This window comes from Rhodococcus sp. P3_B8 (genome assembly GCF_056402775.1).
Map to the genome: position 1 here is coordinate 1 of NZ_JBFUGT010000173.1, position 13,358 is coordinate 13,358.

At 65.3% G+C, this 13,358-nt stretch carries 12 protein-coding genes and 2 pseudogenes; 6 read left to right on the plus strand and 8 right to left on the minus strand.

Annotated features, from left to right (window positions below; translation table 11 throughout):
- Positions 1–49 precede the first annotated feature (49 nt).
- The 5 genes and pseudogenes from AC1D1G_RS31345 to AC1D1G_RS31365 form a co-directional block, all read left to right on the plus strand.
- A pseudogene (locus tag AC1D1G_RS31345) lies at positions 50–112 on the plus strand (hypothetical protein); the annotation flags it as partial.
- A 411-nt stretch (positions 113–523) separates the two neighbouring features.
- Positions 524–841 (plus strand): hypothetical protein, encoded by a 318-nt coding sequence (locus AC1D1G_RS31350; RefSeq protein WP_477955093.1) that lies wholly within the window; start codon positions 524–526, stop codon positions 839–841.
- A complete protein-coding gene (locus AC1D1G_RS31355; RefSeq protein WP_477955084.1) occupies positions 838–2,598 on the plus strand; it encodes an ABC transporter permease in 1,761 nt (586 codons plus the stop codon). Before AC1D1G_RS31350 ends, AC1D1G_RS31355 begins: the two co-directional genes overlap by 4 nt.
- A gap of 19 nt (positions 2,599–2,617) precedes the next feature.
- The gene (locus tag AC1D1G_RS31360; RefSeq protein ID WP_283335330.1) at positions 2,618–3,604 is read left to right on the plus strand and encodes an ABC transporter substrate-binding protein; all 987 of its coding nucleotides are present in this window, start codon (positions 2,618–2,620) and stop codon (positions 3,602–3,604) included.
- 533 nt (positions 3,605–4,137) lie between these two features.
- Positions 4,138–4,566: pseudogene (locus AC1D1G_RS31365) on the plus strand (serine/threonine-protein kinase); the annotation flags it as partial.
- Here the strand turns inward: AC1D1G_RS31365 and AC1D1G_RS31370 are convergent.
- From AC1D1G_RS31370 to AC1D1G_RS31390, 5 genes are all read right to left on the minus strand, one after another.
- Complete coding sequence (locus AC1D1G_RS31370) at positions 4,554–4,955, minus strand: hypothetical protein (RefSeq protein WP_477955085.1); 402 nt, start codon at positions 4,953–4,955, stop codon at positions 4,554–4,556. The pseudogene AC1D1G_RS31365 and the gene AC1D1G_RS31370 overlap by 13 nt on opposite strands.
- A 46-nt stretch (positions 4,956–5,001) precedes the next feature.
- Positions 5,002–5,403, minus strand: a complete 402-nt coding sequence (locus tag AC1D1G_RS31375) for a (R)-mandelonitrile lyase (protein ID WP_280780278.1) — start codon at positions 5,401–5,403, stop codon at positions 5,002–5,004.
- Positions 5,404–5,414: 11 nt separating this feature from the next.
- On the minus strand, positions 5,415–6,299 hold the full coding sequence (locus AC1D1G_RS31380) for an aldo/keto reductase (protein WP_477955086.1): 885 nt from the start codon (positions 6,297–6,299) through the stop codon (positions 5,415–5,417).
- A gap of 83 nt (positions 6,300–6,382) precedes the next feature.
- Entirely contained in the window at positions 6,383–7,789 is a 1,407-nt protein-coding gene (locus AC1D1G_RS31385; RefSeq protein WP_477955088.1) for an MFS transporter, read from the minus strand.
- Positions 7,786–8,835: an alcohol dehydrogenase catalytic domain-containing protein gene (locus AC1D1G_RS31390; protein WP_477955090.1), complete on the minus strand. Its 1,050-nt coding sequence runs from the start codon at positions 8,833–8,835 to the stop codon at positions 7,786–7,788. Before AC1D1G_RS31390 ends, AC1D1G_RS31385 begins: the two co-directional genes overlap by 4 nt.
- A gap of 101 nt (positions 8,836–8,936) precedes the next feature.
- On the opposite strand from AC1D1G_RS31390, the gene AC1D1G_RS31395 reads away from it, so the two are divergent.
- The gene (locus AC1D1G_RS31395; RefSeq protein ID WP_477955092.1) at positions 8,937–9,836 is read left to right on the plus strand and encodes a helix-turn-helix transcriptional regulator; all 900 of its coding nucleotides are present in this window, start codon (positions 8,937–8,939) and stop codon (positions 9,834–9,836) included.
- A 73-nt stretch (positions 9,837–9,909) separates the two neighbouring features.
- On the opposite strand, the gene AC1D1G_RS31400 is transcribed toward AC1D1G_RS31395, so the two are convergent.
- The 3 genes from AC1D1G_RS31400 to AC1D1G_RS31410 form a co-directional block, all read right to left on the minus strand.
- Positions 9,910–10,734 (minus strand): bifunctional allantoicase/(S)-ureidoglycine aminohydrolase, encoded by an 825-nt coding sequence (locus tag AC1D1G_RS31400; protein WP_283335322.1) that lies wholly within the window; start codon positions 10,732–10,734, stop codon positions 9,910–9,912.
- Positions 10,735–10,859: 125 nt separating this feature from the next.
- Positions 10,860–11,522, minus strand: a complete 663-nt coding sequence (lexA, locus tag AC1D1G_RS31405; RefSeq protein WP_283335321.1) for a transcriptional repressor LexA — start codon at positions 11,520–11,522, stop codon at positions 10,860–10,862.
- Positions 11,523–11,914: 392 nt separating this feature from the next.
- Entirely contained in the window at positions 11,915–13,204 is a 1,290-nt protein-coding gene (locus AC1D1G_RS31410) for a Glu/Leu/Phe/Val dehydrogenase dimerization domain-containing protein (protein WP_317568836.1), read from the minus strand.
- Positions 13,205–13,358 lie beyond the last annotated feature (154 nt).

Below are 13,358 nucleotides of genomic sequence, written 5' to 3' on the forward strand. Positions count from 1 at the left end.
CCATAGCGCAGCACTCAAGGGTGGGCGTGTCGAGGAAGTCCTTGACATCGTGCAATGCGGCCACCTCGCAGACCGGTACCCACCAGAGCTCAGTGGCGGCCAGCAGCAGCGCGTCTCGCTTGCGCGTGCTCTGGCTCCGCGACCCACGCTGCTGCTTCTCGACGAGCCTCTCAGCAATCTCGACGCTCTCCTGCGCGTCGAACTGCGTGCGCAACTCCGGCTTCTTCACCGCGAATTGGGCTTCACAGCCGTCCACGTCACGCACGACCAGGAGGAAGCCATCGCGCTGGGCACCCGGGTCGCCGTCATGAACGCGGGCCGAATCGAGCAGGTCGGCGATCCGATCGAGGTGTATCGCGCTCCCGCGACCGAGTACGTCGCCGACTTCCTCGGCGCCAGGAATCGACTCGAGCTTCGAGCGGAGGATGGCGGCGTTGCCCTCGCCGGACAACGACTTCCTGGTCTAGCCCGCGACGATCTCCGCGGATCCTTTGCTCTCAGACTCCGCGACGAGCACCTGTTGGTGCGGCCCACAGCAGACGACATCTCATCTCCCGCGTCGCATGCCACTACGGCCACCGCGACTGCCTGGCTCGCCGACGGCCGCATCGTCGAACTATTGCCGGGCATCGAAACYAGCGAGTGCGTCGTCGAGATCGGTGACCTCCGACTGTTCGCCCGGATCCCGACAGGGGCGATGGACCTACGACCGGGCCAGTCGGTAGAGGTCGGATTTCCGATCGACAAAGCCCGCTGCTACAGCCAGGACCATGGCCGGCTCGTTCCCGACTGGGCCGACCGGACGGATCGCACCCACCAGGTCGCCGGAGTGTCGTCATGACCACTGACGTTGCCACCCGCGATGCCACAACAGACGACGTCGTCATCGACCAGACGCCGGCACCGGGAAGAGGGGCGTCCCCGATCGCGTTCGCGCGTCGATTCAAACGTCAACTACCGTGGCTTGTCCTCACTGTGCTGGTCGGCGGTTTGGTCCTGCTGCCAGTCGTCCCGCTGCAACAAAAGGCCTTCGCCGACGGCGCGGCCGGCCTGCGCGGCGTACTCGAGCTCGACGGAGTCGGCAAGATGTTCGCCACGACGCTCGTCCTCGGCGTCGGATCCTTGATCGTCGCGTTGATCGTGGGCACTGGCCTGGCGCTGTGCATGCACGCAACATCGCCGCGAACACGAAAGTACCTGGCGTTCATGCCAGTTCTGCCGATGATCATTCCTGGCGTCGCTCATGTCGTCGGATTCGTGTTTCTCTTCTCCCCGGAGAACGGGTACGTGAACACCCTGCTGCGCGCCACACCCTTTTTCGACGGCGACGCCGGCCCGATCAACGTCTACAGCGAGTTCTGGATCATCGTCTACACCGGCATTCACCTAGCAGCGTTCGTATACCTGTTCGTGTACGCCGGCTTGCGCAACTTGGGTGGTGACTACGCCCTGGCGGCCCGTGTCAACGGCGCCGGGCCACTGCGCATCCTCCTGACCGTGACGCTTCCCCTGCTGCGACCGGTGTTCGTCTACGCCGGCGTCGTGTGCTTCCTCCTCGCACTCGGTCAGTTCACCGGCCCCCTCATCCTGGGCCGTCGTGAGGGGCTCGACGTGATCACGGTGCGCATGTTCGAGCTATCCGCGCAGTACCCGATCGACTACTCGGTCGTCGCCGCGCTCGGCACACCCCTCATGGTCCTCGCCCTCGTCATGGTGATGGTGCAACGGGGCCTGATCGGCAAACAGGACCGGTTCGTCGGAACCGTGAGCGCAGCATCGCCAGCGAGCACCAGCCGATGGGGAAACATCGGCGCCACGTTGGTGGTGCTGCTCTTCACAGTCTTGTCAGCGCTGGCGCCGCTGGTGGCACTTGCATTCGTGGCGCTCTCGCCGTTCTGGAGCGGGTCGGTTTCCTTCGATGCGCTGACGACTCAAAACTTCTCCTCGGTGTTCCAGGACAGGGTGTTCGTCGAGTCCATCTTCAACAGCACGTTCGCCTCCGTCACCGCCGTCGCAATCGTCCTCCCACTCGGCACCTTGATCGCCCTCGGGATCTATAACCGAGACCGTCTCTGGCGCCCACTGTCAGTGATCCTCGACGTCCTCGCCAACATCCCACTCACAATGCCCGGAGCACTGCTCGGCTTCGGCTTCCTCTTCGCTTACTCCAATCCGTCGATCGGGCTCTACGCCACCAAAACAGGACTCATCCTCGCCTACGTCACGATCATGGTGCCGTATGCAGTGCGCTACCAGCTCGCCACGCTCGTAGCGCTCGGCCGCACGACCGTCGAGTCTTCGAGGGTCAGCGGTGCCGGTCCCCTCCGAACGTTCATCCGCGTCATCTTGCCGCTCGGGCGCGCCGGAATGGCCTCGTCGGCGGCCATCATGTTCGTCCTCTTGATCCACGAGTTCGGCGTCTCGCTGCTCATCCGTTCCGCCGAAGTCAACGTGATGTCCGTGGCCCTGTTCGAACAATACGACGCAGGGGGCTACCCGCAAGTCGCGGTCATCGCGATTGCGATGACCGCAATCACCGCAATCGGCGTCTTCTTGGCCCTGCTGTTCGGAGGTAGCCGTGCTCTCGAGAAGCTCTGATAGGCAGAAGGACCAGAACATGAGACATCTGACCAAGTGCGTCGCCGTGTTGGCGGCCGCGCTCGCGACCACCTTGCTCGCTGCCTGCGTCCCGGCAGCCGGGTTCTTCGGCGACGGCGGGCGAACGGTCCACGTCTACAGCGTGGCGGCACCCTCGCAGAACAAAAGGCTCGAAGACGCCTTCAACGCCTCCCACCCCGATATCACCCTCGAAATCACCAGGGGTGCATCGGACTTGGTCCCCAAGGTCGACGCAGAGATCGCAACCGGTGCGGACGGCGCCGACATCTTCATCATGTCCGGCGATTCATGGTTCCTGCGTAACAAGGACAACCTGGCCCCTGTGACCGCTGATGCCGCCAAGACCTACCCGGACTGGGGAGTCGACGGCCACGCGCCGATCGTGTCCTACTCACCGTTCAGCATGATCTTGTGGAACACCGACGCCTTTCCTGACGGCTTCGAAACCTGGGACGATCTGCTCGCGCCAGAGGTCAAGAATCGGCTGGGCGTGCGAGACACGATGAGCGCTGTGCTCGCTTCCTATCTGCAGTACCTCCAGGACAAGAACGGTCCCAATTATCTGCCTGAGTTGGCGGAGCAGAATCCGAAGTTCTACCCCTCGCTCATCCCGATGGCGCAGGCTGTGGCCTCCGGCGAGATCGGCGTCGCCTACACCGCCAGCCCTGCCGTCGTGCACGACCTCGAGAGCAGAGGRGCGCCGATCGACTCTGTGCTCATCAAGGACGGCTGGGCATCTCCGTTCATTGCCGGCATCCTCAAAAAGTCTCCACGCCAGGACGATGCCCAGATCGTAATGGACTACCTTCTCTCACCTGCAGGCCAGGGGGTATTCAACGGAAGTGGCGACGCCGGCAGTCCGATCGAGGGACTCGACGGCACGATCGACACCACACAGATGCGAGTCCTGTCCGAGAAGGACACCCCTCCCAAAGTGATCGCGGAGTGGGCCGTCCGGCTGCGTGAGATCTTCAACCGCGGCTAAACCCGCGCGCCTCCCCGCCGGACGCCTCGCCACAAAGGCTCCGCTCGACCCACGATCGTCCACCGTCAGTCGCGTTCTGAGGTGGCAACTGAGATAGGTGCCGTCGAGTTCAGTCGGTAGGGGCCCCTTTGTGCGATGTAGGCATGGGGTGGGCCTGTGGACTGAAGCAGGGTGTATGGGTCGTGCACTCAGTCCCGTGGCAGTGTGACATCGTCATCGCCGAACTCGGGCTTGGTCGCAAGCTCGCGGGCGTCGGGCACGCCAGCCGTCGAAATCTCCATGCAACGCCAGATGCGTCGGAGTCTCAGCATGCAAGGTCGGCGGTTGGCAGGTGCCCTAATCGGTCACAACCGACAGCAGCGATATCCTTGAGAAGACGTCATCGAGAAGTGAGCGAAAGGTCGATCCTCCCTTACTGGTCGTGCCGTCGGGACCAGTGCACAGGAACGACAGCGGCGTCGTGAATAGACCATGTGATGGGCACAGGTGATCCGCTCGACACAGAGTCGTAGTCGACTCCCCCGGTCGCCGAGCTGAGGGCGACCGGGTTCGATGACGCCCGGGAAATTGGGCGCGGCGGTTTTGGTGTTGTCTAGCGCTGCATCCAGACCCCATTAGATCGCACGGTGGCGGTGAAGGTTCTCCTCGTCGAGCTCGACGAGGAGAATCGGGAGCGATTCTTCCGGGAACAACGGGCGATGGGCCGTCTGACCGGGCACCCGAACATCGTCACCGTCCCGCAGGTCGGTGCCACCAACAGCGGCCTTTCCTACATCGTGATGCCATACCATCAGCAGGATTCTCTCGACGTCCGGATCCGCGACCACGGTCCGCTGCCGTTGCCTGAGGCGTTGCGGCTTGGTGTGAAGGTGGCCGGCGCGGTGGAGACAGCACACCGACTCGACATTCTCCATCGCGACATCAAACCGGCGAACATCTTGCTCACTGATTACGGAGAGCCGGCACGGCCCTGGCCGAAGAGGCCCTTTCCACACCGGAGGGCGAGGGGCTGGAGCAGGTGCTCTACGGCAGCGGTGCCATCCTGGCGTCGAACCGCGGATGTTTGTCTCGCATGTGGAACGACGATCAGACCACAGTTCTGAGGAACGAGTATCGACGGATCCTGTTCGAGTTGCTGACGCAAGCCAAGCAGCACGGCCGTATCCGCGATGACGCCACCGACGCCGACCTGGACCTGATCTTCTGGTCCCTCCGCGGCGTCGCGACGACGCCGCGGAGGCACCGACACCGGCTGGCGCAGAATCCTCGCGGTCATGATCGCGGGATTGCGGCCCGGCGCGGACAACCTCGACGCGGCGCCGATGAGCGTCCAGGACGTCGCACAGATCATGGATAATCTGTGGCCTCGGTAAGGTTCTGCGGGTGGCGAGGGGTCACTACCCCGTCAGGTATTCCTCGTCGGTGACGTGTTCGAGCCAGGTCGTGGTGGTGGCCGGGTCGGCGGCGTTGTCGAGCATGGCGAGGTGTTCCATGAACGAGTCGGCGCTTGCTCCGTGCCAATGATGTTCGTTCGGTGGGCAGTAGAGGGTTTGACCGGCGTGTGCTTCGACCTTCTGGCCGCCACGGGACTGTACCCAGGCAGTTCCTTGGGTGATGTGCAGGGTCTGACCGTGGGCGTGCGAGTGCCACGCAGTGCGGGCGCCGGGTGCGAAACGCACTTTCGCCACTACCATTCGCTGACCGGGTTCTCGGGGAAAGGCGATGCGGTCGAGCCAGACGTCACCGGTGAATTGCTCGGGCGGGTTCTTCGTCGTCGGAGTGTGGGGATCAATCTGCATTGCTGTACTCCTCAGGGTTCGGGGATTTCGAGGCCGAATGTCTCGCGGGTGATGTCGTCCGGTTCCGGGCCGCCGCGCACACCGGTGTCGAGAACGTCGATCGCGGCGAGTTGATCGGCGGTGAGATCGAAGTCGAAGACGTTGAAGTTTTCGGTGATCCGGGACGGGGTGACCGATTTCGGGATCACCTGGCGGCCCTGCTGCAGGTGCCATCTCAGCATCGTCTGGGCCGGCGTCTTGCCGTGTGCCGCTGCGATCGACTGGAGGGTGGGATCGTCGAGCGTGGAGCCGTGCGAGCCGTCGCGGTAGAAAGTGATGCCACCGATCGGGGACCATGCCTGGGACACGATCCCGTGTTCGGCGTTGGCCGTGAGCACGTCGGATTGGCGGAAGTACGGGTGTACCTCGATTTGGTTGACCGCCGGCACCACCGATGTCTCGTCCCGCAGTCGCGTGAGGTGGTCGGACATGAAGTTGCTGACACCGATGGCGCGGACGCGGCCGTCCGCGAGCAGCGTCTCGAGCGCCTTGTAGGCCTCGACGGTGAGGGTGAACTCGCCAGGGAGAGCCTGGTGCAGTATCAGCAGGTCGATCTGATCGATTCCGAGTTTGCGGGCGCTCTTGTCGAAGGCGTGCAGCGTCGCGTCGTAGCCGTAGTCGGTGATCCAGACCTTGGTCTCGATGAAGATGTCCGAGCGATCGATACCCGAACGGCGTATGGCTTCGCCGACCTCGCGTTCGTTCTGATAAGCAGCGGCGGTGTCGATGTGCCGGTATCCGGTCTCCAATGCGGCCTCGACCGCTGCAACGGTGTCATCGGGCGGCGTCTGGTACACACCGAAACCCAGTGCCGGCATCGTGATTTCGTTKTTCAAGGTCAATTGGGGGATGGTCATGTTGCAACCTTAGGTTCGGTCAGCGCGCGCTGGGAGTGCCTGTCGAACCAGGTACCGGCAGTACCTGGTTCGACCAGCGGATGTCATGCGACGGGCCGGTGTCGTGCAGCGGGCACGATCACCGTGAGGACGACGACCAGCGCGAGGGCGAGCAGTACGGTGCCGCCGGTGAGCGCGGCGCCGACGTGCTCGGTCACCGCTGCTGGTCCGTCGACGTTGGCGCCTGCGTCGGCCGCGAGTGCGACGAGAATGCCCAAACCGAGTGCCATACCGAGTTGGTGCGCCGTGTTGACCAGTCCGGATGCCGCGCCGGCGTCCGCCGAATCGACACCGGCGATTCCTGCGTTGGTCAGCGGCCCGAACGCCAGGCCTTGCCCGGCGCCCACCAGGACCATCGGTAGTGCAACGTCCATGAGATACGTATCGAGTGGGCCGATGCGGCTCAGCCATGCCATGCCGGCCAGGGTCAGCGCCGTCCCGGTCGCGAGCAGAGTCCCGTTCGACAGCCGGGCGCTCAGGCGGGGCACCATGAGTGCGACGACGAAGTTGACGAGGGTCATCGGGAGGAAGCCGAGTCCGGCTTGCAGTGGGGAGAAGCCGAACCCGTCCTGGAGGAGTTGGGTGGTGAAGTAGAAGAATCCGATCATCGCCCCGAGGTACAGCAGCCGAGCCGAATAGGCGCCGGCGCGTTCGCGACTGCGGAACAACCGCAGCGGCAGGATCGGTTGCTGCACCCGACCCTCGTGAACGACCAGCCCGACCAGCAGGAGAGCCCCGAGTGCCAGAGCGGCCTGTACCCGTACCGATCCCCAACCTGCCTCGGCGGATTCGATGATTCCGAAGATCACGGCGCCCATGCCGAGTGTCGCACCGAGAGCACCGATCACGTCGAACCGTCCGGTTCGCCGTGGTGTTTCGACGAGCACTGCGCCGGACCAGACGATCAAGGCGACCGCGATCGGGACATTGACCAGGAAGGCCGCTCGCCAGGATATCCACTCGGTGAGCGCACCTCCGACCAGAAGGCCGAGGCTGGCGCCGATACCGGCTGTTGCGGCGTACCAGGCAATGGCCTTGTTGCGGGCCTCGCCGTCGGAATAGGTCGTGATCAACGCCAACGAGGTCGGTGTGACGATCGCCGCACCGATTCCCTGCACGGCGCGGGCGGCGATCATCCACCATCCCGCGGGCGCGATTCCGACGAGCAAGGATGCGGTACCGAAGATCGCGAGACCGATCCTGAACAGTCGGCGCCGCCCCACGATGTCCCCCGCGCGGGCAGCCAACAGGAGCAGACCACCGAAGACGAGGGTGTAAGCGTCCTGAACCCACGACAGCGCCGCCGGTGACAGGTCGAGCCCGGATCGGATGCTCGGCAATCCGGTGAAGATCACCGAGTTGTCCAGCAACACCATGAAATAGCTTGCCAGGATGATCCCCAGAATCGCGGCCGGGGTGGCCGTGGCCCGACCGGAAACAGCGGTGGTCACGGCCGGACCGCGACCTTGAGCGCATCGCGGGCATCCATCGCGGCGTAGCCCTCCGGCGTCTGGCCGAGACCGACGGTGCGGTCGAACACCTTCCCCGGCTGGACAGTGCCGTCCAGGACTGCCGGAAGCAGCTGCTCGATGTAGGCGCGCACCGGCGCCGGACCACCGGTCAGCGTGACGTTCGGCCCGAACAGGCTCCCGAACCCGACGGGCGCGTCCTCGTACTGGGGCACCCCCACCCGACTGATCACTCCACCCGCGCGGACGACGCCCACCGCCTGGTCGTAGGCCGGCCGGTAACCGACCGCCTCGAGGACGACCGCGCTGCCCAGTCCGCCGGTCAGCTCACGAACCTTCGCGATCCCCTCCTCGCCACGCGCGGCAACCACATCGGTCGCACCGAACTCGCGACCGAGATCGGTCCGCCCCTGGTGCCGCCCCATCAACACGATCTGCTCGGCACCGAGCAGGCGAGCCGACAGCACGGCCAACAATCCCACCGCACCGTCACCGATCACGGTCACGACACTGCCCGCGCCGACGCCGCCGCGGACCGCGGCATGCCAGCCGGTGCCGTACACATCCGACAACGTCAGCACGGAGTTGAGCAGCGCATCGTCGGCGTCCTCGCCCACCGGCACCTTCACCAGCGTGCCGTCGGCCAGCGGCACCCGGACCGCCTCGGCCTGACCACCCGCCGTACCCAGCGAGGCGTCATTCCAGAACCCGCCACGCACGCACGACGTCTGCAGACCCGCAGCGCAGAACACGCACGTGCCACACGAGACCGCGAACGGTGCGATGACGAAGTCGCCGACCCGCAACGTCCTCACATCCGTACCGATCGCTTCGACGACACCGATGAACTCGTGGCCCATCGATCTGCCCGCAGGATCGACCTCCATGGAGTGATAGGGATGCAGGTCGCTGCCACACACGCAGGCCCGCACGATCCGTACCAGGGCGTCGGTGGACGACTGGATGGTGTGATCAGGAACATCGATGACGCGGACATCGCCCGCGCCGAACATGTACGTCGCTTTCATGCCACCCAGTTGACCTCCATTCAGGCCGCCCGGGGAGTCACGGACGTTCCGGGTACTGCCAGTACCTCCCACAACCGGCGGCCACTGCCTACCGTGGACTCATGAGTTCGACCGACCTGCGCACCGAAATCCGCGAGTTCCTCAGCACACGGCGCGCACGCATCACCCCGGAGCAGAGCGGACTACCCGTGTACGGCGGCAACCGCCGTGTCAAAGGCCTGCGCCGCGAAGAGGTCGCCATGCTCGCCGGTGTCTCGGTCGACTACTACGTCCGCATGGAACGCGGCAACCTCGCCGGCGCCTCCGACAGCGTCCTCGACGCCCTCGTCGTCGCCCTGCAACTCGACGACGCCGAACGCGACCACCTCTTCGCCCTCGCCCGGCAAGCACAGGCAAGCACCACCCGCCGCCCCCGCACTCCGCCGGTGACCGTCCGCCCGGCAATCCAGCAAGTACTCGATGCCATCACGGACGCACCGGCCTGGGTCCGCAACGGCCGCCACGACATCATCGCGATGAACGACCTCGCGCGCGCCCTCTACTCCCCTGTGCTCGCCGACCCCCGCCGCCCCGCCAACACCACCCGATTCGTCTACCTCCACCCCCGGACAGCCGAAGAATTCTTCGTCGACTACGACACCATCGCCAGGGACGCCGCCGCCATGCTCCGACTCGAAGCAGGCCGCAACCCCCACGACAAGGCGCTCATCGCGCTGGTCGGGGAACTGTCCACCCAAAGCGAACTCTTCCGCCAACGCTGGGCGTCACAGGACGTCCGATTCCACCGCAGCGGCCGAAAACGCCTGCGCCACCCCGCCGTCGGCCAACTCGACCTCGACTTCGAAGCACTCGAACTGCCCTCCGAACCCGGCCTACACCTCAACATCTACACCGCAGCCGCCGGCACACCCACCGCCGACGCCCTCAAACTCCTCGCCTCCTGGGCCGCCAGCCAGGATCAGCTCGGCACCGAACACGACGCTCCCAGCAGACCACATTGACTCCCGCGCACAGGCGATCCGTGAGCCGCCACCCTTGCGACAACGGCAGCGGCACACAGGATCATGACCAGATTCAAGAGAGTCCGAGTTGGAGGCCGGCGTGCCGGTTGGTGTCTTTGTAGAGCAGATAGCGGAAGCGACTCGGCCCGCCCGCGTAGCACGCCTGAGGGCAGAAGGCCCGCAACCATAGGAAGTCGCCCGCTTGCACCTCGACCCAATCCTTGTTGAGCAGATACACCGCCTTGCCCTCGAGGATGTACAGGCCGTGTTCCATGACATGCGTCTCGGGGAACGGAATCGCACCTCCCGGTTCGAAGGACACGATGTTGACATGCATGTCGTGGCGGATGTCGGTCGGATCGACGAACCGCTGGGTCTTCCATGCGCCATTCGTGTCGGGCATCTCGGCACCCTCGATATCCTGCTCCCGGGTCACGAAGGACTCGGGTATCTCGATGCCGTCGACCTGCTGATAGGTCTTGCGGATCCAGTGGAACGTCGCGGTGGCCGGACCGTGGTTGTGCAGGGTCCACCGGGCGCCGGGAGCGAGGAAGGCGTAGCCGCCCGCATCCAGCACATGCTCGACCCCGTCGAGTGTGAGAGTGAGCGCACCGTCGACAACGAACACGACCGCCTCGGCGCCCGGATCGGCATCGGGACGGTCACTACCGCCACCAGGCGAGACCTCGACGATGTACTGCGAGAAGGTCTCCGCGAATCCGGACAAAGGCCGCGCCAGCACCCACGCCCTGGTCCCGTTCCAGTGCGGCAGCAGACTGGCGGTGATATCGCTCATCGTGCGACGCGGCAGGACCGCGTAGGACTCCGTGAAGACCGCGCGGTCGGTGGTCAGGTCGGTTTGCGGCGGCAGGCCGCCTCGCGGAACGAAGTAGTTCATGCTTTCCTCATCGGGTTGTCGGGACAGCGGCGGTGGCGAGCCACCGGTGATGTCGATCTTCCGCCTGTGGATCCCACACGAGAATATTCGTGGGGAGGGTGTCGGCGGCAGCCGAGTCCGGCCCCTTAGATCCGCCGCATCACCGATACCACCTTGCCCAGGACAACTGCGTCGTCACCGTCGATCACGGCATACGCGGGATTACGGGGCTCGAGAAAGACGTGGCCATCGCGGCGCCGGAGCACCTTCACCGTGGCCTCGCCATCAATCATCGCAGCGACGATCTCGCCGGAATGGGCTTCGTCCTGGCGGCGCACCACAACGACGTCGCCATCGCAGATCGCGGCGTCGATCATCGACTCACCGCGCACCCGCAGCCCGAACACGGTGCCGGAGCCGACGAGTTCGCGAGGGAGCGTCAGCATCTCATCGGCGTGCTCCTCCGCGAGGATCGGTGCGCCGGCCGCGATGTCGCCGACCACCGGTACCGTCACATTGTTTTCGGACGAGCGACCCTGCTTCCCCTCGGAGAGGAACGGGCGCACGTCCAATTGCCGAGCCATGGCCGTGCCCCTTCGGAGAAAGCCCTTTTCCTCGAGGCTCTTCAGATGCTGGGACACCGACGACGCGGAGCGCAGGCCCACCGCGTCCCCGATCTGTCGGGTGCTCGGCGTGCATCCGTGTGCAGCCACCCAGTCCCGGATCGCTGCCAGAATCCGCTGCTGGCGGGATGGCAGGGTGGAGGCATCGAGGCCACCGAACATGTCGAGATCGTCGTAATCGGTCACCGAAGAATCGTAGGGGGTGACGACAGCCCCCTCGAGCACGCCGTAGGCGTGCGACCAGAAGCGGAGCCTGTCCCGTTCCACCTCACGGAAATGTCGACCTCAGTCGATGCGCCACCACCCGGAACCACAGTTGAGGGTGATCTTCCCCATGGACTTGAATCTCACTGCCCGCGGCTCGACGCCTCTACGCACCGTCGTGCCGCGCCCGATATCGACTCTCGCACAACGGGAACAGTCAGCTCAATGCCGCAATGCACCGCACCGCACCGCGCTCACTCGGGCCGCTGCCACCCCGACGCGCGAGCACTGTTGGCTCACCGCAAGGCCACACAGACGAGCACGTGACGGTCCCGTAGCCGCCGGCCCGGTGTTCTCTCGCCGATCGCCGACCTTCACGGGATGGTGAGCGCCGGCACTGCCAGAGGGTCGGTGGGAGCCGGCGCGCGGCGGTTGGCCCCGACGAGATCCCACGCGGTCTGCCGTGGCGCCACGCCGTCCAGTTTCCATTGCCCGAGCAGCAACGCGACCTTGGCTAGCATCTCGGTACGCAGCCGCAGGAACGAGTCCTCCGGGTCGGTGCCGACCTGACTCAGTAGTACCCACCAGGCCCAGGCGACTGCTCCGGCATTGGCAACGAAATCTGGGACCACCGGAATGCCCCGGCCGGTGAGCACCGCCTCGGCCCGCGGGGTCGTCGCGGCATTCGCCGCTTCGATCACGACTTTCGCTGCGACCTGGTCGACGTTATCCGCCGTGATCGCATACGAGATCGCGGCCGGGACGAGGATGTCTGCCGCAGTGGCGATCACAGCCGTGCTCGGCAACCGCTGAACATGCGAGGGGACGCGGGAGCGGTCGATCTCGCCGTAGCAGTCCCGCAGGTCGAGCAGCGCGGGAACGTCCAGGCCGTCGGGGCAGTACAGCGTGCCGAAGGCGTCGGCGACAGCAGTCACGCGCATACCGGCCTCGTACAGATACCAGGCCGCGCCGCCCCCCATGGTGCCGATGCCCTGGATTGCCACCGTCGTGTCGGCCGGAACCCAGCCATATGCGTTCACCGTGCCGATGCAGGCCTGCGCGACTCCGTAACCGCCGATCACATCGCCCAGCAGAAAACCGCTGGGCACCGGGGCGTTCAACGCGGCTCGTACCCGGCGCAGAGTCCTCTGCGGATCTTCCGCACGGCTGATCGCCGCATGGTAGGACTGTTGTAGGCCGAGCCGCGCGAAGACGTCGTCGAGCAGATGCTGCGGCACCCCCAGATCCTCCGCGGTCACCCAGTGCGCGGCCAGCCACGGGCGCATCGCCTGACAGAACCGCTCCAGAACACCGACGGCGCGGGGGTCCTTCGGGTGGAAGTCGATGCCACCCTTCGCGCCGCCGACCGGAAGGTCGAAAACCGCGGTCTTGGCAGCCATGCCTCGGGCCAGATCCTCCACCTCCGACATCGTGCAGCCTGCCCGCATTCGGGTGCCCCCGGTTGCCAGGTCGGACACCAACGTGTGCACGACGAGGTAACCACGAGCACCGGTGACCGGATCAGACCACGTCACACGTAACAGGGGCTCACCGCCGCGCACGGTCGCCACATCGACCCGATGTGGCGTCGCAGTGTTCTCACGGTAGTCAGACTCTCGGTGCTCGGGGGTGCGCCCGAACCCGCATTCCGTTGTCGTGGTCACCTCGAGTTACCCCAATCGTCCTCAGAAAATCTTCGCCTCCACGACCACTCAGCCGATGACGTCAGAGTGCGCGCGCTGGTGACCAGGCGTCCAGTTAAGAATCTTGAAGGATTGAGTTCACGCTTTCTACACAGCGCAACGCGTGGTCCGGTTG